The following is a 21,439-nucleotide window of genomic DNA, read 5'->3' as shown; positions in this document are numbered from 1 at the left end:
CTCATATGCGCTATGGTTATCTCATGGCTGTCGATCGAGACCACGTGCTGCGCAGTGCGGCCGCCCTGCTCACCCGGAAATCCACCGCCACCATGGAGGAGGTCGCCAAGGCGGCCGGGATCAGCCGGGCCACGCTGCACCGCCACTTCGCCGGGCGTGACGCGCTGGTACGGGCGCTGGAGGGGCTCGGCATCGCGGAGTGCGAGGCGGCCCTGGACGCCGCACGGCTCGACGAAGGCCCGGCCGAGGAGGCCCTGCGCCGCCTCGTGACGGAGGCCGAGCCGGCCGCCGGACTCCTCGCCTTCCTCTACAGCGAGAACCAGCTCTTCGAGGGCGAGGAGCAGAACGAGGGGTGGGCCAGGATCGACGCCCGGATCGCCGCGCTGTTCCGGCGCGGCCAGTCGAGCGGCGAGTTCCGGATCGACCTCACCCCGGCATGGCTCACGGACGCGCTCTACGGCCTGATGGCCTCCGGCGCCTGGGCCGTGGCGGAGGGGCGCGTCGCCGCCAAGGACTTCACCTACATGATCGTCGAGCTGCTGCTCGGCGGCGCACTACGAAGAGAGGAACCATGACCAGCACCCTGCAGCGCGGGGAGATCACGCCACGGGCGGAGAGGCGTCCGGGCCGCTGGCTCGCGCTGTCCGTCCTGGTGCTCGCCGTGCTGCTGGTGGCCGTGGACGCGACCGTCCTCGGCCTCGCCACCCCGTACATCAGCGAGGACCTGAAGCCGTCGGGAACCCAGCTGCTGTGGATCGGCGACGTCTACTCGTTCGTGATCGCGGGCCTGCTCGTGACCATGGGCAGCCTCGGCGACCGCATCGGCCGCAAGCGCGTCCTGCTCGGCGGGGCCACGGCCTTCGGCCTGATATCGGTCCTCAACGCCTACGCCTCGACCGCGGAGTCGATGATCCTGGCGCGGGCGCTGCTGGGTGTCGCGGGCGCCACCCTGATGCCCGCCACGCTGGCGCTGATCCGCAACCTCTTCCACGACCCGCGCGAACGCAGCCTCGCCGTCGGCATCTGGGGCGCCACCGCCTCTGCCGGTACGGCCGTCGGGCCGATCGCCGGCGGTTTCCTGCTCGAACACTTCTGGTGGGGCTCGGTCTTCCTGATCAACCTGCCCGTGATGGCCGTCCTCGTCCTCGTCGGCATCAGAACGCTGCCCGAGTCCCGCAACCCGGACCCCGGCCCCTGGGACCTGCCCGGCGTGGTCCTCTCGCTCGTCGGCGTGGTCGGCCTCGTCTACGCGGTCAAGGAGGCGGCCGCGCACGGGGTGTCCCGGCCGGCCGCGGCGGCCGGCGTCATCGGCGCCGCCGCGCTGTACGGGTTCGTGCGCCGCCAGCTGACTCTGCCGGTACCGCTGCTGGACATGCGGCTGTTCCGCCGCCGCGGCTTCAGCGGTGCCGTGCTCGCCGACCTGCTGACCGTCCTCGGCCTGTCCGGGCTGGTCTTCTTCCTCTCGCAGTACCTGCAACTGGTGCAGGGCAGGCCGCCCTTCGAAGCCGGCCTCGCCGAAGCGCCCGCCGCCGTCGGCGCGGTGGCGGCGGGCATGGCCGCGGGCCCGCTGGCCCGGCGGTTCTCGGTACGTGCCGCGGTCTCCGGCGGGCTCGCCGCGGTGGGCCTGGCGCTGGCCTCGCTCACCCTGCTGGACCGGTCCACCGGCTACCCGTTGATCGGGACCGCGCTGCTGGTCGTGGGCATCGGCGCGGGTCTGTCGTTCACGGTGACCGCGGACGTCATCCTGTCCAGCGTGCCCAGGGAACAGGCCGGCGCCGCCTCCGCCGTGTCCGAGACGGCGTACGAGCTCGGCGCGGCCCTCGGCATCGCCCTGCTCGGCTCGATCGTGACCGGTGTCTACCGCGGCTTCACCGGCCCGTCCGGCACCCCCGCCGCGGCGCACGAATCGCTGGGCGGCGCGGTCGAGGCGGCGTCGGGCATGCCCTCGGACACCGCCCGGGCCCTCCTGGAGCCGGCCCGTGCGGCGTTCGTGGACGGACTCACGCTCGCGACGGCGGTCGGCGCGGCGGTCCTGCTGGCCACGGCGGCCGCCGCGTGGTTCCTGCTGCGCGGACAGCGCCTGGAGGACGCGAGGCGCGCGCCCCGCTAGAAGGCTCATGAAGATCTTGGGTGTGGGGCTGTCCGGCCGTGGGCGGGCAGTCCCTGTTCGCTATGGGGTGGCTGGGGCGAGTTGCCAGTGGCCGCGGGTGTGGGTGAGTCCGAGGTTGATCAGTCGGCGGAGGTTGAGGGCGGCTGCTCGGGTGTGGAGCCAGGCGTTGTTGGCGATGGTGCCGCGGTAGCGCAGGCGGCGGTTGCCGTGGTGGACGAGCCAGGCGACGGCGCGTTCGACCGGTGGTCGCCAGCGGCGGTAGTCGGCTTGCCAGTCGGGGTCGGTGGCGGCTTGGTGGCGGGCGGCGGTCTGGAGGTCGTGGTGCGGGCGGATGGTCACCACGCGTCCGGCCTTGGCTTTGGTGCACCGCTCGCGCAGGGGGCAGCCGGTGCACACGTCCTTGAAGGAGGCGGTGCGCTGGTCGTGCCGGCCGCCGGGTGCCGAGAGCGGGACGGTGTGCCCGGCGGGGCAGGTCACCAGGGCTGCGGTGGTGTCGATGGCGAAGTCATCAAGGGTGAAGCCGCCGGGGACGGCGGGCCGTAGCGGGGCGGGTTTGAGGAACAGTCGGTGACCTGCGCCATCGTGTCTGTGGCGGGCGTCGCCGGTGGAGTAGGCGGTGTCGCCGAAGACGTCCAGTGGGCTGTCCTCGTCGGCAAGCAGTTCCAGGCCGACGGCCGCCTCGTGGTGCTCGGGCCCGGCTCCGGGCGTGAGGGCGACGGCGGTGTATAACCCGGTCTCCGGCTCGATCGCGAGGTGGGCTTTGTACCCGTCCTGCTGGTGGGTACGGGTTTTGTGGACGTGCCGGGATTCGGGATCGACGGTGGAGAGCGTCCGGTCGTAGGCGGTGCCGCGGGTGATGCGCCAGCGCCCGTCACGGCCGTCGGAGTCCTTGGCCGGCTCGACATCCTGCCCGGCGACCAGGGCCAGCAGGCCGACCGCGTTCGCCGCCTTCTCGCCCAGCTCCTGCTCGGGCAGATGCCCCAGCAGCCTGAGCGCGTCACCGACCAGGGCATCGACGAGATCAGCGCGGGCCTGCTGATCGTTCCAGGCGATGCGGGGCTTGCCGGGATCGGTGTAGTCGTGGGCGGTGCACTGCACGGCCGTCACCTCGGCCGCGCCGGGAACCTCGCGGATCACCGCGCGGACGGCAGCGATGATCTGGGTGACGGTGTCCTGCGTGGCGACCGCGTCGTCCAGCACGGTCGAGTCCAAAGCCCGCCGGTGCTTGCCCTTGAGCACCCCGGTGGCCTTCACCACCTCCCGCACGGCCTCGAACACGCGGTTCGGGCGCACCGAGCGAGACAGCCGACGGCGGAAGTAGGCCAGCAGCGACGCATCGAACGCCATGTCATGCAGGCCCAGCCCGCACGCGGCCTTCCACCGCAGGTCACACCGCAGTTCCTGAACCGTCTCGAAGTCCGACAGCCCATGCAGGGCCTGCAGCGTGATCGCCGAGGCAAGGATCTGCGGCGGCATGCTCGGCCGCCCGTTCGCCGAGGGGTACATGTCCGCGAACATCTCCGCCGGGAACAGCGCACCACGGTGCTCGGCCAGGAACGCGAACACACTCCCTGCCGGGATCAACTCCCGGCAGGTCTCCCACACATCCGGCCCGACCGTCTCCCCGGCCCATTCCCCCATCACCACAAAACGAGTCTGGCCCCACCGCTCACGCGGCGGGGCCAGAACACCAAGATCTTCATGAGCCTTCTAGGCCCTGTCGTCACATTCGCGTCGTCCGCCCGAAGGGCGGGCCGCGCGGCGTCGTGGGGGCACCGCCCGCGCGAGCGCAGCCGAGCGTGGGGGAGCGTGCATGGCGTCGCACGGCAGACGGGAATGTGACGACAGGGCTTAGGGGCGCGGGGCCGCGACCGGGCGGCGGGCGGGCCGGTGGGCCCTCGCTACGCCGCCTTCGCCTTCGTGGCGTACATGTCCACGTACTCCTGCCCCGACAGCCGCATGACCTCGGTCATCACGGAGTCGGTCACCGCGCGCAGCACATACCGGTCGCGGTCCATCCCCTCGTAGCGGGAGAACTCCATCGCCTCGCCGAAGCGCACGGTGACCCGCCCGGGGCGGGGCATGCCGCGGCCGCCGGGCTGCAGCTTGTCGGTGCCGATCATCGCGAACGGGACGACGGGCGCACCGGTCATCAGGGTGAGGCGGGCGATGCCCGTGCGGCCGCGGTACAGGCGGCCGTCGGGGGAACGGGTGCCCTCCGGGTAGATCCCGAAGACCTTGCCCTCCTCCAGGATCCGGCGGCCGGTCATCAGCGCGGCCACTCCGCCGCTCGCGCCGTCCCGGTCGACCGGGATCATCCCGACCCCCGTGAAGAACCAGGCCATGGCCCGTCCCTTGAGGCCCTTGCCGGTGACGTACTCGTCCTTGCCGATGAAGAAGACCTGCCGCCTGGTCACCAGCGGCAGCACGATCGAGTCGATGAACGTCAGATGGTTGCCGGCCAGGATGACGGGACCGTCGCCCGGGATGTGCTCCGCGCCCTCCACCCGTGGGCGGAACATCAGGCGCATGATCGGTCCGAGCACTGCCTTGATGAGCACGAAGCGGGACAACGGGCCCTCCGGTGTCAAGGGATTGCGGTGTGAGTCTGTGCAGGTGAGGACGATACTCGCGGTGCCCGGGGTGGCGCACATCGGGTTCACACGGCGGATACGTGTCGTGGACGACTGTTTACCTGCGGTTGCCGTGTGCCGCACGCCCGTCATCCGCCGGACGGGTGTGACGCACATCGCGCCCGGGGGTGACGGGCCGTCAACCCCGGTGCTCCGCGGGCCCTCAGCCGCGCATCCGTCAGGACGGCCTCCGTCCGCCGTGCGTTCCCGCGGACGTCTCCCGGCCGTCACCCGTCCGCACCTACGATCGACCCGCTTCTACACGTGTAGCGGGAGGAGTCCCATGGGGACGCAGGAGTCGTACGAGCAGGCGCGGGGGACGGGCAGGCGGGCCCTGCTCGGCGCGGCGGTGCTCGGCGCGGGGGGAGCGGTCCTCGGGCTGCCCGGCGCCGCGCACGCGGACGCGCGGCACGCAGGCGGCGGGCTGAAGAGCCTGCCCGTCCCGACGGTCATCGGGCACCGCGGGGCGAGCGGCTACCGGCCGGAGCACACCTTCGGCTCCTACGAACTGGCCCTCGACCTGGGTGCCGACATCGTGGAGGCCGGTGACCTGGTGCCCACCAAGGACGGCCATCTCGTGTGCCGGCACGAGCCGGAGATCGGCGGGACCACCGACGTCGCCGACCACCCGGAGTTCGCCGGCCGCAGGACCACCAAGGTCCTGGACGGCGTGTCCACCACCGGCTGGTTCACTGAGGACTTCACGCTGGCCGAGCTGAAGACCCTGCGCGCCGTCGAGCGCATCCCGGCCGCCCGCCAGCACAACACGGTCTACGACGGCCGCTGGGAGATCCCCACCTTCGAAGAGGTCCTGCGGTGGCAGGACGAGCAGACCCGCAGGCGCGGCCGGCAGGTGTGGATCTACCCCGAGACCAAGCACCCCACCTACTTCCGCAAGCTGGGCCTCGGCCTGGAGGAGCGGCTCACCCGGATCCTGCGCCGGCACGGCAAGGACGGCAAGGACTCGCCGGTCGTCATCCAGTCCTTCGAACCCAGCAGCATCCAGCGCCTGAACAGGCTCGTCGGCAATCCGCTCGTGGTGCTCCTGTCCTCCGCGAACAGCCGCCCCTGGGACTTCGTCGAGGCGGGCGACCCGCGCACGGTCGCCGACCTCATCACCCCGAAGGGCCTTGAGGAGATCGCGTCGTACGCCCAGGGCATCGGCCCGACCCTCGACCTGGTCATCCCGAGGGACGCGCAGGGCAACCTCACCGAGCCGTCCGCGCTCGTCGCCGACGCGCACGCCGCGGGCCTGATCCTGCACCCGTGGACCATGAGGAACGAGAACACCTTCCTGCCCGCGAACTTCAGGAAGGGCACCGACCCGACCGCGTACGGGGACGTCTTCGGCGCCTTCGCGACGTACTTCGCGACCGGCATCGACGGGGTCTTCACCGACAACGCCGACACCGGGCTGCTCGCCCGCGAGGACTTCCTGCGCGGCTGAGGGGTCAACGTGTGACGCGGATTCCCCGGTTGGGGTGAGGCGCGGCCGCTTCGGCAACCCGTCGCCGGGGCGGCCGCGTCCCGCCGCATATGACCCACGAGATGCTCACGGCCCTGCACCCGCTGCTCGCCGCCGAAGCCTCGGCCGAGGCGCACGGGTCCGGGATGGAGCCGAGCGACCTGGAACAGGCGGTGTGGCTGCGGTTCCTGGAGCGGCTCGAGACCGAGGGGCCGCCCGTCGACCCGCAGGGGTGGCTGCGGCGGACCGTCCGCTGCGAGGCGCGCCGCGGCCGCCGCACCGCCCGCCTCGAACTGCCGTACGGCAGCGAGCCCGCCGACGACACGGAGCCCGGACCGGAGCAGCAGGCGCTCATGGCGGCCCGCCGCCGGGCCCTGTACGCGGCGGTGCGCCGGCTCCCCGGCCGCTGCCCTCGCCTGATGGCGGCGCTGCTGTCCCCGCGGGATCTGACCTACCGGGAGATCGCAGGGGAGTTGGGTATCTCACAGGGCAGTCTTGGCCCGGAACGCTCCAAATGCCTTGGATGTCTGCGTCGATTGCTTGCGGTGGAGGTTGCGGCCCGTGAACCGCGGGGATAGGAGTGGGGAACGACCGGTGATCAGGTGAGCGGGAGGCGTGCGCACATGGGCATGAGCGTGACCATCTCTGTGGCGACCGAACAGGACGCCGAGCAGATCTTCAGGCTGCAGTACCTGTGCTTCCAGAGCGAGGCCGCGCTGTACGGCAACTACCGCATCGATCCGCTCGTCCAGACCCTCGACTCGGTCCGTGCGGAGGTCGCCTCGGACTGCGTCTTCGTGGCCCGGCTCGGCGACGAGGTGGTCGGCTCGGTCCGCGGGAGCGTGACCGAGGACGGCGCGGCCTCCATCGGGAAGCTCATCGTCCACCCCCGGCTGCAGGGGCACGGCATCGGCGCCCGCCTGCTGCGCGCGGCGGAGGCCGCGCTGGTGGAGGAGCGCGGCGCGAAGAAGTTCCGCCTCACCGCGGGCCACCGCAGTGAGGGCAACCTCCGTCTGTACCGCCGCGTCGGCTACGAGACGGTCGGCACGTCCCAGGGCGACGACGGCGTCCCCATGATCGTCCTGGAGAAGCAGGTCCCGGCGGGATCGTACGCGGCGACCGCGTAGGGCCGAGCGCCCCGCACGGCACGGGGCCGCGACCGCCCGGTCACGGCCCCCGCGGTCGTGCACGGCCTCAGGCCGCGTCCGCCTGCCGCGAGGGTGCCGTCCGCAGCCAGTACATGGCCGACAGCGGCAGCAGGACGGGGATGAAGACGTACCCCATGCCGAAGTCGGACCACACGGTCGCGTCGGGAAACGCGGACGGCTCGATCACCGTCCAGGTGCCCACGGTCAGGACGCCCGCCAACTCGGCCGCGCAGCACACCAGCGCCGCCCTGCGGGCCCGCTCGCCGCCGCGCACCAGGGAGTACGTGATGAAGCCGTAGACGACGCCGGCCAGCGCCGACAGGGAGTACGCCAGCGGGGCCCTGTCGAACTGGGTCGAGATCTGTACGGCCGAGCGCGACACCGCGCCGACGACCATCACGCCGTACAGCCACACGAGCAGCATGCCGGGGCCGCCGACCAGCCGGGTCCGCTTCGGCGTCTCCCGGGGCACCGTCCCCTTCCCCTCCGTGGCCGTCATCTCAGCCTCCCCAGATGTCATACAGCCGTACCTCCAGCACGGCGAGCACCACACCGCCCGCCGCGACCGTCACCGACCCCCACCGCGTGCGCTCGGCCAGTGACATGAAACCCGCCGCCGGGACGCAGGCGAAGGCGCCGAGCAGATACGCCACGAAGATCGTCGTGCCCTGCTCCGGCTTCCCGCCGCGCGCCAGCTGGACCATGCCGACGACCAGCTGGACGAGGGCCAGCAGCGTCACCACCGCCATGCCGATGAAGTGCCAGTCCTTGGTGGGCTGATCACGGTAGGCCGCCCAGCCGCACCAGGCGGCGAGCAGCAGCGCGGCGACACCGGTCACCAGCGTCAGGGCATCGAGCATGCCGTGACCCTATTACGGGCCGAACGCACCGGAGTGCCCGCCCCCGGCCGTGCGGCTCACCCGTCCACGGTGCTGCCCGGCAGGCTCGCGGCCGCCGCCCGGCATCCCGCTCGTCCTGACCGGGTGCGGCGGCGGACCCCGTGGTGCGGTTCGGTGCTTCCATGCTGCATGCTGGGCAGTTCAGCAGGCACTGACGGTTTCCGAAGGTTACGGAGCGGCGCAATGACGAGCACCTTCCCCAACGTCTCCATCAGCACGGAGCGGTTGGTTCTGCGCCCTCTCGACGAGGACGACGTCCCCGCGCTGGCCGAGATGATGAACGACGAACTGGTCGGTGCCTGGACGGACGTACCGCAGCCCTTCACCGAGGAGGGCGCCCGCACATGGATCACCGAGTACGCGCCCGCCGAACGCACCACGGGCCGCGGCCTCGACCTCGCCGTCGCCGAGTTCCTCACCCAGCGGCTGGTGGGGATCATCCAGCTCGGCCGGACCGACTGGCATGTGCGGTCCACCGAACTGTCGTACATCATCGCCTCCTGGGCGCGCGGTGAGGGCTACGCCTCCGAGGCGGCGCTCGCCACCGCCCAGTGGCTCTTCGGGGATCAGAAGTTCGAACGGATCGAACTGCGCACCGCGGCCGACAACACGGCCTCCCAGCAGGTGGCCCAGAAGATCGGCTGCATCAGCGAGGGCGTCCTGCGCAACGCCTGCATAGCACACGTCCGCACCGAGGACGGCGCCTGGACCGACGTGCGCACCGACTTCATCGTCTGGAGCCTGCTGCCTGAGGACCTCGAAGGGGTCAGCGAGGAACTCGCCGACACCGGTGGTTTCACGTCGTTCCCGAACTGGAACTGACAGCGGGGGACCGCACCCGCCGGCCGAACCCTTGACGGGTGGACACCGGTGGAACCAGGTACCCTCACGGAGCCCGCCGTACGGGCTGCCCCCTGACGACCTGCGCGAACTCCTGGAGACTGACGACGATGGCCGACCGGGTGACGGTGATCGGCTGGGACGGCTCGCCGCTGACCGCGGCGGCGCGCTCCGCCCTCGGAGCCGCCACGCTCGTCGCCGGCGCGGCCCACCACCTCGCGCTCCCCGAGGTCCCCGGGACGGCCGAGCGCATCCGTCTCGGCAGCGTCGCCCTCTCCGCCCGCCGCATCGCCGCCCACCGCGGCACCGCCGTCGTCCTCGCCGACGGCGACCCCGGGTTCTTCGGCGTCGTCCGCACCCTGCGGGCCCCGGAGTTCGGTCTGGAGGTGGAAGTCGTGCCGGCCGTCTCCTCGGTGGCCGCCGCCTTCGCACGCGCCGGGATGCCCTGGGACGATGCACACGTGGTAGTGGCACACCGCCGCACGCTGCGACGCGCGGTGAATGTATGCCGGGCGCACACCAAGGTGGCCGTACTCACCTCCCCGGGCGCCGGACCCGCCGAACTCGGCCTGCTCCTCGACGGGGTCCACCGCACCTTCGTCATCTGCGAGGAACTCGGCACCGAACGCGAACAGGTGACCGTCGTCACCTCCGACAAGGCCGCCGACCACACATGGCGCGACCCCAACGTCGTCATCGTCATCGGCGGACCCGTGACCGCCGCCGACGGCGGCGGCTGGATCGCCGGACGTGACCCGGGAGCGGGACCGCGCGGCTGGGCGCTGCCCGCCGGGGCGTACGGCGGCGGGCTGGGCGAGGGCGAGACGGATATGCTGCGCGCCGCCCAACTCGCCCGCCTGGGGCCGAGGGTGGGCGACCTCGTGTGGGACATCGGCGCCGGCGGGGGCGCGTTCGCGGTGGAGGCCGCCCGCTGCGGGGCCGCCGTCATCGCCGTGGACCTCGACCCCGACGCCTGCGCCCGCACGACGGCCACCGCCCGCCGCTTCGGCGTCCAGCTGCAGGTCGTGCACGGCACCGCCCCGCACATCCTGGAGAACCTCCCCGAACCGGACGTCGTACGCGTCGGGGGCGGGGGAGCGGCGGTCGTCTCGGCCGTCGCCGACCGGCGTCCGCAGCGCATCGTCGCGCACGCCGCGACCCGCGACGCGGCGGAGCTCGTCGGCAGGGACCTGACCGAGCACGGTTACGACGTCGAGTGCGCGCTGCTGCAGTCGGTGGCACTCGACACGCGGGCCTGGACGGAGAAGGAACGGAGCGTCGCGTTCCTGCTCAGCGGCCGATTGCCCGAACGCTCCCTGTGATCCGGTTGTCGTACCGGCGCGGTAGGCTGGCCGATCGTTGTACCGCACTTGGGTGATCCGGGCCTTCGTCAGTCAATGTCCGGAAAGCGCGCCCCTTTTGGGGCAGGTGTGGTACGGCAGAACCGGAGGGCGCGCAACGTGGCGCAGTCCACAGCGGGCCGTCGCGGATCATGCTGTCGCGACGGGAGGACGACCGCGACAATGCCATGGAATGGCTTTGTCGCCATTGACGGCGGGTCGTTCGTGCCGCTGGGCACGCACGCTCGTTCTTCACTGCGGGCGGTCGGCGCGCGACGTTCCGGGCGAGCCGGCTGTAGAAGCACTAACCGATGGGCGAGGGATACGCATGACCGACACCGGCCAGGTCCCGGGCGAGGGGCTGCCGGAGAACGCAGGCATGGTGGAGCAGCCGGGCGTCCTCGCGCCGGGCGCGTACACCTACCTCGACCACTCCGGCACCGCCCCCGCCGAAGACGACGACCTGCTCCTGATGCCCGGCCAGCAGGGCGCGTGGGGCAACGAGCCGCCGCAGCCCGCTCCGGCTCCGGCGCCGTTCGTCCACGAGCCGGGCCCGCACGAGGCGGCCGGCCGGGACAGCGGCTCGCTCGACGTCGGAGCGGTCCGCACGCCGCCCGCGGGGACCCCCGTGCCGCAGTCGGCGCCGCGCCGCCCGCTGCACCTCGGCCCGCCCACCCCGGACCCCTCGTCGACCCTGGTGCGTTCGCTCTCCGACCGCGGTCCGGCGGACGCCCCGCTGCCTCCCACGGGGCCGCCGACGACCGGCCCCGAGTACCTCGACGTGACGCACCTCGGGGAGCACTCCCCGCAGGGAGCGGTGCCGTGGGGCGCCCCGCCGCAGGAGCAGACGGTGCCCCCGGGCAACCCCGCGGTGGACGCGGTCGCCCCGATGCCGGTGCCCGAACCCCTGGCGGCGCCGGTGCCCGAGCCGGTGACGGCACCGGCCGCTGCCGCGCCCGAGGCCGTCCTCATGGCCGCGGAGGGCCCCGAACCACCGCAGGCGCCCGCCGCCCACACCGTCGCGGAGCCGCCGCAGGCCCCCGGTGCGCCGCAGGACGGCCAGGGCATGCCGGGAGCCGCACCGCAGGCTCCGGACGCCGTGCACGCCGTGCCCGTGCCCGAGGGGGTGGTCGACGCGTCCGTGAGCGCACCGGCCGCCGGCGCCGTACCGTTCCCGGACGGCTCACCGGCCCCGGCCGCCCCGCGGCACCCCGAAGCGGCACCGGCGCAGCCGGCCGCCTCCGTCGCGCCGCAGGTTCCGGAGACCGTACCGGACGCGCAGGCCCCGGACGCCGCGTCCGTCGCGGCCGTGGCGAACGCCCCGCAGCCGGCGGACGACGCCGCGCAGGCCGGCGTGCCCGCCGACGGAGGCGCGTCCCAGCAGGCGGCCGAGGCCGTCGAGCCCGCGAACGCCGGCCTCACGGCGCCGCCCGCCCCCTCTCCCGGGTCCCCGGCGCCGACCCCGGAGCAGCAGGCCCAGGACCCCGCCGAGGACCCGGCCCAGGCTCCCGCCCCGGCACCGGACCCCCAGGCCCTCGCACCGCAGCCCCCGGCCGGGGCCGCACCCGTCGCGGACACCGCGGCCGGGCTCCCCGGCGCGGCGGCCCCCTCCGCCGGCCCCGCGCAGGAGTTCCCCGTCCCGCAGGAGCAGCCCGCGGCCGCCGGGCACGGCCAGGCCGTGCCCGTGGGCGTCGCCGCTGCCGCGGAGCCCCGGGCGTCCGCCGGCGGGGCCCACGGCGAGCAGCCCGCGACCGGTGAACCGGCCGCGGGCTTCCCCGAGCCGCAGCCGGACCAGTCGTTCGGCCGGTTCGTGCCCGTCGAGGGCACGGTGCCGACCACCCCGCACCTGGCCCCCACCCCGCCGCACGCCCTGAGCGTCCCGCCCCTGCCCCCGCACGAGCAGCCCGGGGCCGGGGAACCCGCCGCGGACGAGGCCGTCGAGCCGGCGGCCGTCGCACCGGCGGCGGAGCCCGTCGTCACCGTGCCCGCCCCCCGCGAGGGCGAGGCCCCCGCTGCGCAGCCCGGGGCCCCGGCCCCGGAGCCCGTTGCCGCACAGCAGGCGGAGGACCTGGACACCCGGGCCGCCGACCAGGAAGAGAGCACCGCCGCAGTGGAAGACGCACGACAGTCCACCGGCCCGGCGGCGCCCGGATACGACGACGCCGAGCGTGAGACCGTGCTGCGCGTGATGCGTGAGCGCCGTGACATCCGCAACGGCTTCCGCAGCGACCCGATCCCGCACGAGGTGCTGCTGCGCGTCCTGGAGGCCGCCCACACGGCGCCCTCCGTGGGCCACTCCCAGCCGTGGGACTTCGTCGTCATCCGCTCCGCCGAGACGCGCCGCACCATGCACGAGCTGGCGCAGCGCCAGCGCGAGGCGTACGCCAAGTCGCTGCCCAAGGGCCGGGCGAAGCAGTTCAAGGAACTGAAGATCGAGGCCATCCTCGACACCCCGGTGAACATCGTGGTCACCGCCGACCCGACGCGCGGCGGCCGCCACACCCTCGGCCGGCACACCCAGCCGCAGATGGCCCCGTATTCCTCCGCGCTCGCGGTCGAGAACCTGTGGCTCGCGGCCCGCGCGGAGGGTCTCGGCGTGGGCTGGGTCAGCTTCTTCGACGAGCGCGAGATGGTCCGCGCCCTCGGACTGCCCGAGCACCTGGAGGTGGTCGCCTACCTCTGCGTGGGCTACGTCGACGAGTTCCCGGAGGAGCCCGAGCTGATGCAGGCGGGCTGGTCCAAGCGCCGCCCGCTGTCCTGGGTCGTGCACGAGGAGACGTACGGCCGCCGGGCGCTGCCCGGCGAGGAGCCGCACGACCTGCTCGCCGAGACGGTGGCGGGCATCCGCCCGCTGGACGCCAAGGCGCTCGGCGAGGCGTGGGAGCGGCAGAAGCGCATGACCAAGCCCGCGGGCGCCCTCGGCATGCTGGAGATCATCTCCGCGCAGCTGTCGGGCCTGTCCCGGCAGTGCCCGCCGCCGGTTCCCGAGCCCGCGGCCGTCGCGATCTTCGCCGGCGACCACGGGGTGCACGCGCAGGGCGTCACCCCCTGGCCTCAGGAGGTGACGGCCCAGATGGTCGCCAACTTCCTCGGCGGCGGCGCGGTCTGCAACGCCTTCGCGGGCCAGGTGGGCGCCGAGGTGTGCGTGGTCGACGTGGGCGTGGCGGCCGACCTGCCCGCGACCCCGGGCCTGCTGCCGCGCAAGGTCCGCGCGGGCACGGGCGACATGACGACCGGCCCCGCGCTCACCCGCGAAGAGGTCAAGCAGGCGATCGAGGTCGGCATCGAGACGGCCCGCGACCTGGTGGCGGCGGGCAACAAGGCGCTGCTCACCGGTGAGATGGGCATCGCGAACACAACGGCCTCGGCGGCCCTGATCGCGGTCTTCACGGACACCGACCCGTCCGAGGTGACCGGCCGCGGCACGGGCATCAACGACGAGACGCTGGCCCGCAAGACGGAGGTCGTCCGGCGTGCCATCGAACTCCACCAGCCGGATCCGGCCGATCCCATCGGTGTCCTCGCGGCCTTCGGCGGTCTGGAGCACGCGGCCATCGTGGGCCTGCTGCTCGGCGGCGCGTCGCTGCGCACGCCGGTGATCCTCGACGGCGTCAGCGCGGGCGCCGCCGCCCTCGTGGCCCGGGCGATCGCCCCCGAGGTCCTCGCGGCCTGCATCGCCGGCCACCGCAGCGCGGAGCCGGGCCATGTGGCCGCCCTCAACAAGCTGGGCCTGCGCCCGCTGGTCGACCTGGACCTGCGCCTCGGTGAGGGAACGGGCGCGCTCCTCGCGCTGCCGCTCGTGCAGAGCGCGGCGAGGGCGATGCACGAGGTGGCGACGTTCGACTCGGCGGGCGTCACGGAGAAGTAGAGCGGGTCCGGGGCCGCGCGGCCCCGGACCCCCTCGTACGGGACCCCCTCGTACGGGGCACGGCGGCGGGAGGGCCGCGGCCCGCGCAACGCCCCGGCAGGACCGCCCGCGCACCCGCACCCACCACCGCTCAGCCACCCGGCGCATAAAATTCCCACGTCAGGGCCGCTCCAAAGCCGTAGAGGCCCCCGTTTCGCACCGCTTGGACGAGGAGCCGCACAGCCATGGCCGAACACCCCCCTTACCCCGTAGGGCTGCGTCTGACCGGCCGTCGTGTGGTCGTGCTCGGCGGCGGCCAGGTCGCCCAGCGCCGGCTTCCCGCGCTGATCGCGGCCGGCGCGGACGTCCGGCTCGTGTCCCCCGGGGCCACCCCCTCGGTGGAGGCCATGGCGGACTCCGGCGAGATCACCTGGGTGAGGCGCCCGTACGAGCCCGGGGATCTGGAGGGCGCCTGGTACGCCCTGATCGCCACCAGCGACCGCGAGGCGAACGCGCGGGCCTCGGCGGAGGCCGAGAGGCACCGCGTGTGGTGCGTCCGCGCCGACGACGCCGACGCGGCGACCGCCTGGACCCCCGCGACGGGGCACAGCGAGGGCGTCACGGTGGCGGTCCTCACCACCGCGCCCAAGGGCCGCGACCCCCGGCACACCGCCGCGATCCGCGACGCCGTGGTCGAGGGCCTGCGCGACGGCACGCTGGTCGCCCCGCACCATCGCACCCGTACCGCCGGTGTCGCGCTGGTGGGCGGCGGCCCCGGCGACCCGGACCTGATCACCGTCCGCGGCCGGCGGCTGCTCGCCGAGGCCGACGTGGTCATCGCCGACCGCCTCGGCCCCCGCGACCTGCTCGCCGAACTCCCGCCGCACGTCGAGGTCATCGACGCGGCGAAGATCCCGTACGGCCGTTTCATGGCCCAGGAGGCCATCAACAACGCGCTGATCGAGCATGCCAAGCAGGGAAAGTCGGTCGTACGTCTCAAGGGCGGCGACCCCTTCGTCTTCGGCCGCGGCATGGAGGAGGTCCAGGCGCTCGCCGAGGCGGGCATCCCGTGCACGGTGGTGCCGGGCATCTCCAGCTCGATCTCGGTGCCGGGCGCGGCCGGCATCCCCGTCACCCACCGCGGTGTCGCCCATGAGTTCACGGTGGTCAGCGGGCATGTCGCCCCCGACGACGAGCGCTCGCTGGTCGACTGGCCGGCGCTGGCCAGGCTGACCGGAACGCTGGTGGTCCTCATGGGAGTGGACAAGATCGGGAAGATCGCCGAGACGCTCATCGCCCACGGCAAGGCGCCCGGCACCCCGGTGGCCCTGGTCCAGGAGGGCACGACGGCCGCCCAGCGCCGCGTCGACGCCACCCTGGCGACGGTCGCCGAGACCGTCCGGGCCGAGGACGTGCGGCCCCCGGCGGTCATCGTCATCGGAGACGTGGTGAAGGCGGGACCCCGGCCCGGGGAGTAACCCGGGGTAACACGTCCCGTTCCAGCCGTTGGCACCGCTCCCAGGACAAGGCAGTATCACCCTGTGGCTGATCTCATCACCGTTGCGGACGCCGCCGACCCGCGCCTGCGCGACTACACGGGCCTGACCGACGTGGAGCTGCGCCGCAAGCGCGAGCCGGCCGAGGGACTGTTCATCGCCGAGGGCGAGAAGGTCATCAGACGGGCCAAGGCCGCGGGCTACGAGATGCGCTCCATGCTGCTGTCGGCCAAGTGGGTCGACGTCATGCGCGACGTCATCGACGAACTCCCGGCCCCGGTCTACGCGGTCAGCCCCGAGCTCGCCGAACAGGTCACCGGCTACCACGTGCACCGTGGGGCGCTCGCCTCCATGCAGCGCAAGCCGCTGCCGGCGGCGGACGAGCTCCTGGCGACCGCCCGCCGGGTCGTGGTCATGGAATCCGTGAACGACCACACCAACATCGGCGCGATCTTCCGCTCGGCCGCGGCCCTCGGCATGGACGCGGTCCTGCTGTCGCCCGACTGCGCCGACCCGCTCTACCGTCGCAGCGTGAAGGTCTCCATGGGCGCGGTCTTCTCGGTGCCCTACGCCCGCCTCGACACCTGGCCCAAGGGCCTGGAGGCGGTCCGCGAGGCGGGCTTCACGCTGCTGGCGCTCACCCCCGACGAGAAGGCCAGGACGCTCGACGAGGCGGCACCGCACCGGATGGACCGTGTCGCGCTGATGCTCGGCGCGGAGGGCGACGGCCTGTCCACGCAGGCGCTGGTCGCCGCGGACGAATGGGTCCGCATCCCCATGGCCCACGGCGTCGACTCCCTCAACGTGGGCGCGGCCGCCGCCGTCGCCTTCTACGCGGTGGCCACCGGCCGCCCCCGGTTCTGAGCCGTCGGAGCCGATGCCGGCCCCGCGAGGCCGGCGAGGTCCGCTGTGTCATGGCGGCTGAGTGCCGCGACGGACCCGTCTTCGAGGGCGACCGCGAGTTCTCCGAACGGATCCTGCCCCGCCCGTGACGGAGACCGGGGCCGCGGTCACGGGCCCAGCGGTCGCGACGGGGGCAGCGGCTGCGGGCGGGGCAGCGGCTGCGGGGCGCCGGTCGTGGAAGGCGCGGCCAGGGCGGGCAGTGCCGTGTCCGGGGCGCGGACCGGGGCGGCACGGGCCACGGCCACCGCGTCCCTGTCGGGTGACGGGCGCCGCGTTCCTGCCGGGCCGCGGTCCTCGCCCTTCAGTCTGCCCGGTTCGGCCCGCTCCCGTACCGGACGGCCAACACACCGTCGCGTGCAGGCGCGTACGACTGCTCCTGCCCCCGGTCCTTGCGTACGCTCCCGTCGTCCAGCCCGCGCGCCGGCCCCTGGCAGCCCTGGGCCGCCGCGATGCCCAGTGCCACCAGCAGGGTCACCACGACGAACACGAAGAGCCGCTGGCGCAGCAGTCGCGGATTGGCCGGACGCAGCCCGGTACCGGTGTTCCGGGGCGCAGGCCGTCCGGCCCCGCTGCGCGGCGCGGGCCGGCCTCCGGTGCGGGTGGTGCCCGTGGCGCGGGGCGTGGCGCCGGATCGGGTCGTGCCGCGCTGCGTGGCCGCCGGACGGGAGCCCGGCCGCCGGCCGCTGCCCCGGGACGGGGGAGCACCCGCTCCCTGGGGGCGGCGCTCGGTGCGCTGCTCGGCGTACTGCTCCGTCGGCCGTGCCGAGGACCGGTCGGCCCCGCCGCGCTGCACGGGCGGGCGCACGTCCGTGACTCCCTGCGCCTCCCGGGCCGCGATCTCCTTGAGCCGCAGCGACAGTTGGAGCGTGCTGGGGCGCTCCTCGGGGTCCTTCGCCAGACAGGCCCGGACGAGCGGTGCCAGTGCGTCCGGCACGCCGTGCAGCAGCGGCTCCTCGTGTACGACCCGGTAGAGCATCACCTCGGAACTGCCGTGCCCGAAGGGGGAGTCGCCGGTCGCCGCGTAGGCCAGCGTGGCTCCCAGCGAGAACACGTCCGTGGCCGGGGTGACGGCGGCGCCGCGCACCTGCTCGGGGGCGAGGAAGCCGGGGGACCCGACGGCCGTGCCCACGTGGGTGAGCGTCGAGGCGCCCGTCGCCCAGGCGATGCCGAAGTCGATGATCCGCGGCCCCTTCGGGGACAGCAGGATGTTGGACGGCTTCAGGTCGCGGTGGACGACCCCGGCCTCGTGCACCGCCACCAGCCCCTCGGAGAGGGCGGCGCCCACCGTGGCCACGTCGGCGGCCGCGAGCGGTCCCTCCTCGGCCACCTTGTCGTGCAGGGAGGGGCCGGGCACGTACTGCGTGGCGAACCAGGGTCGCTCCGCCTCCAGATCGGCGGCCACCAACCGTGCCGTGCACCCCCCGCGAATCCGCCGTGCGGCGGAGACCTCGCGCGCGAACCGCGACCGGAACTCCTGATCCTCCGCCAGGTCCGGCCGGATCACCTTCAGCGCGACCCGCTGCCCCCGCTTGTCGGAACCCAGGTAGACGACGCCCATACCGCCCGCGCCGAGCCGCCGGTGAATCCTGAACGAGCCGACGACACGCGGGTCCTCACGCCTCAGGCGCATCATCGCCATGTCCATCCCCGCTGCCCGGTCCGTCTGACGAGCCACAGCTTACGTTTCCACGGCGGGGTGCGCGCAGAGGCCGCGCCCTCTCTCCCCGATCGATTGTCAGTGCCGCGCGCGGAACGTGAAAGGTGGTCAGGGCGGGCCCGAACGGGCCGGCGGCGCGCCGCGCGTGACTTCAACGTCCCTGCGACGAAAGGGGATTGGACGCGAGGAGCGATCGTGTGGGAACGGCCGCCGGCTCGGGGGCACGGCGCGCGCCCACGAGGTGCCGGCGAGCGTGGAGGACCGCCGGGCAAGGCCGCCGTGCGAGGGGCGCAGGCGGACGTGAGCGAGGTCACCCGGCAGGGGCGCCGCACGCTCCGGCGTCCCCTCGGGGAAGACCCTGAGACCTGGGCCCCGGTCTCCACCCAGGGGAGTACACCGCAGGTCATCGCTCATCCTCCGGGAGGCCAGGCAATCGATACGAAGGCATGACGACCCCCACCCGCCCGGCGCCTAGATTTGAGGTCAAGCGGCGGGTGCAGCACTCGTCCCCCGAGGTCAGACACCCGCCGCTGCCGAGAACAACAGCACAACGGTCAGGAGAGGGACCATGGCCCACACGGCACCGCGGACGCTGATCCGGGCGCAGGGACGCAGGGCGTACGGCGCCGCGTTCGGCACCCACCGCCAGGGCCGCCGCCACCCGTTGGTGGCGACCGCGATGGTCCTTCCCCTCGCGGCCCTGCTCGTGTACGCCTTCGGCGGCTGGGAGGCAGTGGTCACACAGGCGTCGTCCGTGGGTGTGATGCTGGGGCGCTGAGCGGCGCCCCAGGCCCGGAAGAGCGGTCCGGGCGGGGACATCCACCCATGAAACCCCGTGGGGACGGGGGTGCGGCGGACGGCACAGACGCCCGCGCAGCTGGGGAGCTGCGCGGGCGTTCTCTTGCGCGTGGCCACGGGCCGTCGGGCCGCCAGGCCCTGTCGTCACGTTCCCGTCCGCCGTGCGGCGCCCTGCACGCTCCCCCCGCCGCCGGCTCCGCTCGCGCGGGCGGCGCCCCCGCGACGCCGCTCCCGGACGGGAGAAGGTTGCCTGCGGGGGCACCGGCACCAGCCCCGTCACCCTCGCCGGGCCCTGTCCGCGTACGCTCGCCGCTACAGGGCCGTACGCACCCCGGAGGACCCGTGACCGCAGCCGTCCTACTGCCCGCGCTGTTCGCCGCGGCGCACGGCGCGGCGCACGGCGACGCCGGGACGGCCTGCGCCTGTCCCACCCCCGGTGCCGTTCTGGCCGACCGCGACGACGCCACCGTGGTCCGTCACGGGGGCACCGTCGCCAAGGCCCACGCCCCCGGCACCGATCCCGCCGCGCTCTCCCTCCGCCTCGCCACCGCCGCGCGGCTTCCCGGTACGCTGCTCGCCCCGCTCCGCCCCGCCCCCGTCGATCTCCACGGCCGCCTCGTGACCTTCTGGCCCCACGGCAGCCCGGTCGATCCCGATGTCCCGCAGGCCGCGCCCTGGGAGGCGGCCGCCGCCCTCCTGGCCCGGCTGCACACGGCCCCCGCTCCCGCCGGCCTCCCGCCCATGCGCGGCCCCGCCAAGGCCGCGCGCGCGATCCGGCGCCTGCGGGAGGCCGGCCCCCACCCCGCCGCCGAACCCGTGCTGCGGGCCTGGACCGCCCTGCCCGCCTGGGCCCGTGACGAGGCACCCATGCCGCCCGGGGGCACCCTCTGCCACGGCGACCTCCATCTCGGCCAGCTCGTCCGCCGGCCCGCGGGCACCGGCCCCTGGCTCCTCATCGACGTCGACGACCTCGGCGTGGGCGATCCCGCGTGGGACCTGGCCCGCCCGGCCGCCTGGTACGCCTGCGGCCTGCTGCCGCCCGAGGAGTGGTCCCGCTTCCTGACCGCCTACCGGCAGGCGGGCGGCCCGGCCGTCCCGCCCGCCGGCGACCCCTGGCCCGTGCTCGACGTCCCGGCCCGTGCGCTCACCGTGCAGACCGCGGCCCTGGCCATCGCCAAGTCCGTGGCGGCGGGCCGTTCCCTGGACGAGGTGGAGCGCGTGGTCGTCGACGCCTGTGTCCGAATGGTCATCATTCCGCCGGGGCCGGCGCGGGGGTTCACGGCATAGGCTGCAACCGACCAGGGCCGGACCGAGTCCCTACCTGGCGAAGCCCCACCGACCGGCGAGGAGTTGAGCCGAGTATGCAGTGTCCGAAGTGTCATGCGCCGATGCACACGTACAACCGCAACGGCGTCCAGATCGAGCAGTGCAGCGGATGCCGCGGCATCTTCCTGGACTTCGGGGAGCTGGAGGCGCTGACCCGCCTGGAGGCCCAGTGGGCGCAGCCCGCCCCGCCGCCTCCGGCCGCCCCGCAGGCATACCCGGCCGCCCCCGCCTGGGGCGCCCAGCACGGCGGCCATCACGGACACTACGGACATCACCGGCACAAGAGCTTCGGCCACATGCTGTTCTCCAGCTGAGCCGTAGGAAGAAGCCCCCGGCCGCAGGGCCGGGGGCTTCGGTGTGTGGACGATACTGGGATTGAACCAGTGACCTCTTCCGTGTCAGGGAAGCGCTCTCCCGCTGAGCTAATCGTCCTGGTGACCACGCTCGTTCCGGGGAGACGACCGCGGTAGCGCGTGCGCGATACTGGGATTGAACCAGTGACCTCTTCCGTGTCAGGGAAGCGCTCTCCCGCTGAGCTAATCGCGCGGGGATCCGAGCGGACCGAGGGTGCGGGCCCGTGCGAACCAGTGGACGATACTGGGATTGAACCAGTGACCTCTTCCGTGTCAGGGAAGCGCTCTCCCGCTGAGCTAATCGTCCTTGGAGGTGGAGACGGGATTTGAACCCGTGTAGACGGCTTTGCAGGCCGTTGCCTCGCCTCTCGGCCACTCCACCAGGAGTGCAGGGGGTCGGGAGATCCCCTGGTTCCTTCGAGCGGACGACGAGGCTCGAACTCGCGACCTCAACCTTGGCAAGGTTGCGCTCTACCAACTGAGCTACGTCCGCCTGTCGTTTCGGTACGCTTCCGCGTCCCGGGCGACGTGTTGAACTCTAGCGGATTCCGGGGCCAGTACAAAAACGCGTTTGCGCAGCGTGCTGCCCTGCACCCGGCCGAGGACGTGGTCGGGGCACCCGTG

18 protein-coding genes and 5 tRNA genes are annotated in these 21,439 nt (G+C 73.6%); 13 read left to right on the top strand and 10 right to left on the bottom strand.

All coding sequences use genetic code 11. The features are described 5' to 3' along the window. The first annotated feature begins 23 nt into the window (after positions 1 to 23). Together ACZ79I_RS06615 and ACZ79I_RS06610 are read left to right on the top strand one after the other, a co-directional pair. Positions 24 to 575 carry a TetR/AcrR family transcriptional regulator gene (locus ACZ79I_RS06615; RefSeq protein ID WP_471495000.1) on the top strand — a complete coding sequence of 184 codons (552 nt, stop codon included), beginning with the start codon at positions 24 to 26 and terminating at the stop codon, positions 573 to 575. After that, positions 572 to 2,110, top strand: a complete 1,539-nt coding sequence (locus ACZ79I_RS06610) for an MFS transporter (protein WP_471494998.1) — start codon at positions 572 to 574, stop codon at positions 2,108 to 2,110. The genes ACZ79I_RS06615 and ACZ79I_RS06610 overlap by 4 nt, the downstream gene beginning before the upstream one ends. Before the next feature lie 60 nt (positions 2,111 to 2,170). Here ACZ79I_RS06610 and ACZ79I_RS06605 read toward each other — a convergent pair whose 3' ends face one another. Beyond that, on the bottom strand, positions 2,171 to 3,751 hold the full coding sequence (locus ACZ79I_RS06605; protein ID WP_471504790.1) for an IS1182 family transposase: 1,581 nt from the start codon (positions 3,749 to 3,751) through the stop codon (positions 2,171 to 2,173). A gap of 260 nt (positions 3,752 to 4,011) precedes the next feature. Further along, complete coding sequence (locus tag ACZ79I_RS06600; protein WP_471494996.1) at positions 4,012 to 4,764, bottom strand: lysophospholipid acyltransferase family protein; 753 nt, start codon at positions 4,762 to 4,764, stop codon at positions 4,012 to 4,014. Positions 4,765 to 5,026: 262 nt separating this feature from the next. Between ACZ79I_RS06600 and ACZ79I_RS06595 the strand changes: the two genes are divergently transcribed. The 3 genes from ACZ79I_RS06595 (at position 5,027) to ACZ79I_RS06585 (ending at position 7,335) form a co-directional block, all read left to right on the top strand. Beyond that, a complete protein-coding gene (locus ACZ79I_RS06595) occupies positions 5,027 to 6,190 on the top strand; it encodes a glycerophosphodiester phosphodiesterase (protein ID WP_471494993.1) in 1,164 nt (387 codons plus the stop codon). A gap of 89 nt (positions 6,191 to 6,279) precedes the next feature. Then, positions 6,280 to 6,786, top strand: a complete 507-nt coding sequence (locus ACZ79I_RS06590) for a sigma-70 family RNA polymerase sigma factor (protein ID WP_471494991.1) — start codon at positions 6,280 to 6,282, stop codon at positions 6,784 to 6,786. A 45-nt stretch (positions 6,787 to 6,831) separates the two neighbouring features. Further along, positions 6,832 to 7,335 (top strand): GNAT family N-acetyltransferase, encoded by a 504-nt coding sequence (locus ACZ79I_RS06585; protein ID WP_471494989.1) that lies wholly within the window; start codon positions 6,832 to 6,834, stop codon positions 7,333 to 7,335. Positions 7,336 to 7,402: 67 nt separating this feature from the next. On the opposite strand, the gene ACZ79I_RS06580 is transcribed toward ACZ79I_RS06585, so the two are convergent. Together ACZ79I_RS06580 and ACZ79I_RS06575 are read right to left on the bottom strand one after the other, a co-directional pair. After that, positions 7,403 to 7,855, bottom strand: coding sequence for a hypothetical protein (locus ACZ79I_RS06580; RefSeq protein ID WP_471494985.1), 453 nt, complete (start codon positions 7,853 to 7,855; stop codon positions 7,403 to 7,405). Between the two features lies 1 nt (position 7,856). Continuing rightward, positions 7,857 to 8,216 (bottom strand): hypothetical protein, encoded by a 360-nt coding sequence (locus ACZ79I_RS06575; protein ID WP_471494983.1) that lies wholly within the window; start codon positions 8,214 to 8,216, stop codon positions 7,857 to 7,859. 222 nt (positions 8,217 to 8,438) lie between these two features. On the opposite strand from ACZ79I_RS06575, the gene ACZ79I_RS06570 reads away from it, so the two are divergent. The 5 genes from ACZ79I_RS06570 (at position 8,439) to ACZ79I_RS06550 (ending at position 16,642) form a co-directional block, all read left to right on the top strand. Next, on the top strand, positions 8,439 to 9,077 hold the full coding sequence (locus ACZ79I_RS06570) for a GNAT family N-acetyltransferase (protein ID WP_471494981.1): 639 nt from the start codon (positions 8,439 to 8,441) through the stop codon (positions 9,075 to 9,077). Between the two features lie 128 nt (positions 9,078 to 9,205). Then, on the top strand, positions 9,206 to 10,417 hold the full coding sequence (gene cbiE / locus ACZ79I_RS06565; protein WP_471494979.1) for a precorrin-6y C5,15-methyltransferase (decarboxylating) subunit CbiE: 1,212 nt from the start codon (positions 9,206 to 9,208) through the stop codon (positions 10,415 to 10,417). A 346-nt stretch (positions 10,418 to 10,763) separates the two neighbouring features. Then, positions 10,764 to 14,303 (top strand): nicotinate-nucleotide--dimethylbenzimidazole phosphoribosyltransferase, encoded by a 3,540-nt coding sequence (gene cobT, locus ACZ79I_RS06560; RefSeq protein ID WP_471494977.1) that lies wholly within the window; start codon positions 10,764 to 10,766, stop codon positions 14,301 to 14,303. Positions 14,304 to 14,527: 224 nt separating this feature from the next. Continuing rightward, positions 14,528 to 15,760 carry a uroporphyrinogen-III C-methyltransferase gene (gene cobA / locus ACZ79I_RS06555; protein ID WP_471494975.1) on the top strand — a complete coding sequence of 411 codons (1,233 nt, stop codon included), beginning with the start codon at positions 14,528 to 14,530 and terminating at the stop codon, positions 15,758 to 15,760. 63 nt (positions 15,761 to 15,823) lie between these two features. Beyond that, a complete protein-coding gene (locus ACZ79I_RS06550; protein ID WP_471494973.1) occupies positions 15,824 to 16,642 on the top strand; it encodes a TrmH family RNA methyltransferase in 819 nt (272 codons plus the stop codon). A 340-nt stretch (positions 16,643 to 16,982) separates the two neighbouring features. Here the strand turns inward: ACZ79I_RS06550 and ACZ79I_RS06545 are convergent, their stop codons facing one another. Further along, positions 16,983 to 18,326: a serine/threonine-protein kinase gene (locus ACZ79I_RS06545; RefSeq protein WP_471504788.1), complete on the bottom strand. Its 1,344-nt coding sequence runs from the start codon at positions 18,324 to 18,326 to the stop codon at positions 16,983 to 16,985. Positions 18,327 to 18,906: 580 nt separating this feature from the next. On the opposite strand from ACZ79I_RS06545, the gene ACZ79I_RS06540 reads away from it, so the two are divergent. The 3 genes from ACZ79I_RS06540 (at position 18,907) to ACZ79I_RS06530 (ending at position 20,776) form a co-directional block, all read left to right on the top strand. After that, on the top strand, positions 18,907 to 19,116 hold the full coding sequence (locus ACZ79I_RS06540; protein ID WP_471494971.1) for a hypothetical protein: 210 nt from the start codon (positions 18,907 to 18,909) through the stop codon (positions 19,114 to 19,116). Positions 19,117 to 19,478: 362 nt separating this feature from the next. After that, positions 19,479 to 20,423 carry a phosphotransferase family protein gene (locus ACZ79I_RS06535; RefSeq protein ID WP_471494969.1) on the top strand — a complete coding sequence of 315 codons (945 nt, stop codon included), beginning with the start codon at positions 19,479 to 19,481 and terminating at the stop codon, positions 20,421 to 20,423. A gap of 74 nt (positions 20,424 to 20,497) precedes the next feature. After that, positions 20,498 to 20,776, top strand: a complete 279-nt coding sequence (locus ACZ79I_RS06530; protein WP_471494967.1) for a TFIIB-type zinc ribbon-containing protein — start codon at positions 20,498 to 20,500, stop codon at positions 20,774 to 20,776. Between the two features lie 46 nt (positions 20,777 to 20,822). Here the strand turns inward: ACZ79I_RS06530 and ACZ79I_RS06525 are convergent. The 5 genes from ACZ79I_RS06525 to ACZ79I_RS06505 all read right to left on the bottom strand — a co-directional run bounded on the left by ACZ79I_RS06525 (position 20,823) and on the right by ACZ79I_RS06505 (position 21,308). Then, positions 20,823 to 20,894 (bottom strand) — tRNA-Val (locus tag ACZ79I_RS06525). A gap of 42 nt (positions 20,895 to 20,936) precedes the next feature. After that, positions 20,937 to 21,008 (bottom strand) — tRNA-Val (locus tag ACZ79I_RS06520). A 42-nt stretch (positions 21,009 to 21,050) separates the two neighbouring features. Further along, positions 21,051 to 21,122: transfer RNA gene (locus ACZ79I_RS06515), tRNA-Val, on the bottom strand. A gap of 1 nt (position 21,123) precedes the next feature. After that, positions 21,124 to 21,197: transfer RNA gene (locus ACZ79I_RS06510), tRNA-Cys, on the bottom strand. A gap of 38 nt (positions 21,198 to 21,235) precedes the next feature. Next, positions 21,236 to 21,308: transfer RNA gene (locus tag ACZ79I_RS06505), tRNA-Gly, on the bottom strand. Between the last annotated feature and the right edge of the window lie 131 nt (positions 21,309 to 21,439).

The organism is Streptomyces sp. PSU-S4-23, assembly GCF_055632315.1.
Note: the sequence above shows the minus strand (reverse complement) of the source record. Positions and strands in the feature narration are given on the sequence as shown.

Excerpts from the sequence above, each read along its gene's own strand:
- ACZ79I_RS06610 (WP_471494998.1), top strand. The coding sequence starts at position 572 with ATGACCAGCACCCTGCAGCGCGGGGAGATCACGCCACGGGCGGAGAGG.
- cobA (WP_471494975.1), top strand. The coding sequence starts at position 14,528 with ATGGCCGAACACCCCCCTTACCCCGTAGGGCTGCGTCTGACCGGCCGT.
- cobT (WP_471494977.1), top strand. The coding sequence starts at position 10,764 with ATGACCGACACCGGCCAGGTCCCGGGCGAGGGGCTGCCGGAGAACGCA.
- ACZ79I_RS06615 (WP_471495000.1), top strand. The coding sequence starts at position 24 with ATGGCTGTCGATCGAGACCACGTGCTGCGCAGTGCGGCCGCCCTGCTC.
- ACZ79I_RS06605 (WP_471504790.1), bottom strand. The coding sequence starts at position 3,751 with ATGGGGGAATGGGCCGGGGAGACGGTCGGGCCGGATGTGTGGGAGACC.
- ACZ79I_RS06585 (WP_471494989.1), top strand. The coding sequence starts at position 6,832 with ATGGGCATGAGCGTGACCATCTCTGTGGCGACCGAACAGGACGCCGAG.
- cbiE (WP_471494979.1), top strand. The coding sequence starts at position 9,206 with ATGGCCGACCGGGTGACGGTGATCGGCTGGGACGGCTCGCCGCTGACC.
- ACZ79I_RS06540 (WP_471494971.1), top strand. The coding sequence starts at position 18,907 with ATGGCCCACACGGCACCGCGGACGCTGATCCGGGCGCAGGGACGCAGG.
- ACZ79I_RS06580 (WP_471494985.1), bottom strand. The coding sequence starts at position 7,855 with ATGACGGCCACGGAGGGGAAGGGGACGGTGCCCCGGGAGACGCCGAAG.
- ACZ79I_RS06575 (WP_471494983.1), bottom strand. The coding sequence starts at position 8,216 with ATGCTCGATGCCCTGACGCTGGTGACCGGTGTCGCCGCGCTGCTGCTC.
- ACZ79I_RS06570 (WP_471494981.1), top strand. The coding sequence starts at position 8,439 with ATGACGAGCACCTTCCCCAACGTCTCCATCAGCACGGAGCGGTTGGTT.
- ACZ79I_RS06590 (WP_471494991.1), top strand. The coding sequence starts at position 6,280 with ATGACCCACGAGATGCTCACGGCCCTGCACCCGCTGCTCGCCGCCGAA.
- ACZ79I_RS06530 (WP_471494967.1), top strand. The coding sequence starts at position 20,498 with ATGCAGTGTCCGAAGTGTCATGCGCCGATGCACACGTACAACCGCAAC.
- ACZ79I_RS06600 (WP_471494996.1), bottom strand. The coding sequence starts at position 4,764 with ATGTGCGCCACCCCGGGCACCGCGAGTATCGTCCTCACCTGCACAGAC.
- ACZ79I_RS06545 (WP_471504788.1), bottom strand. The coding sequence starts at position 18,326 with ATGGACATGGCGATGATGCGCCTGAGGCGTGAGGACCCGCGTGTCGTC.
- ACZ79I_RS06595 (WP_471494993.1), top strand. The coding sequence starts at position 5,027 with ATGGGGACGCAGGAGTCGTACGAGCAGGCGCGGGGGACGGGCAGGCGG.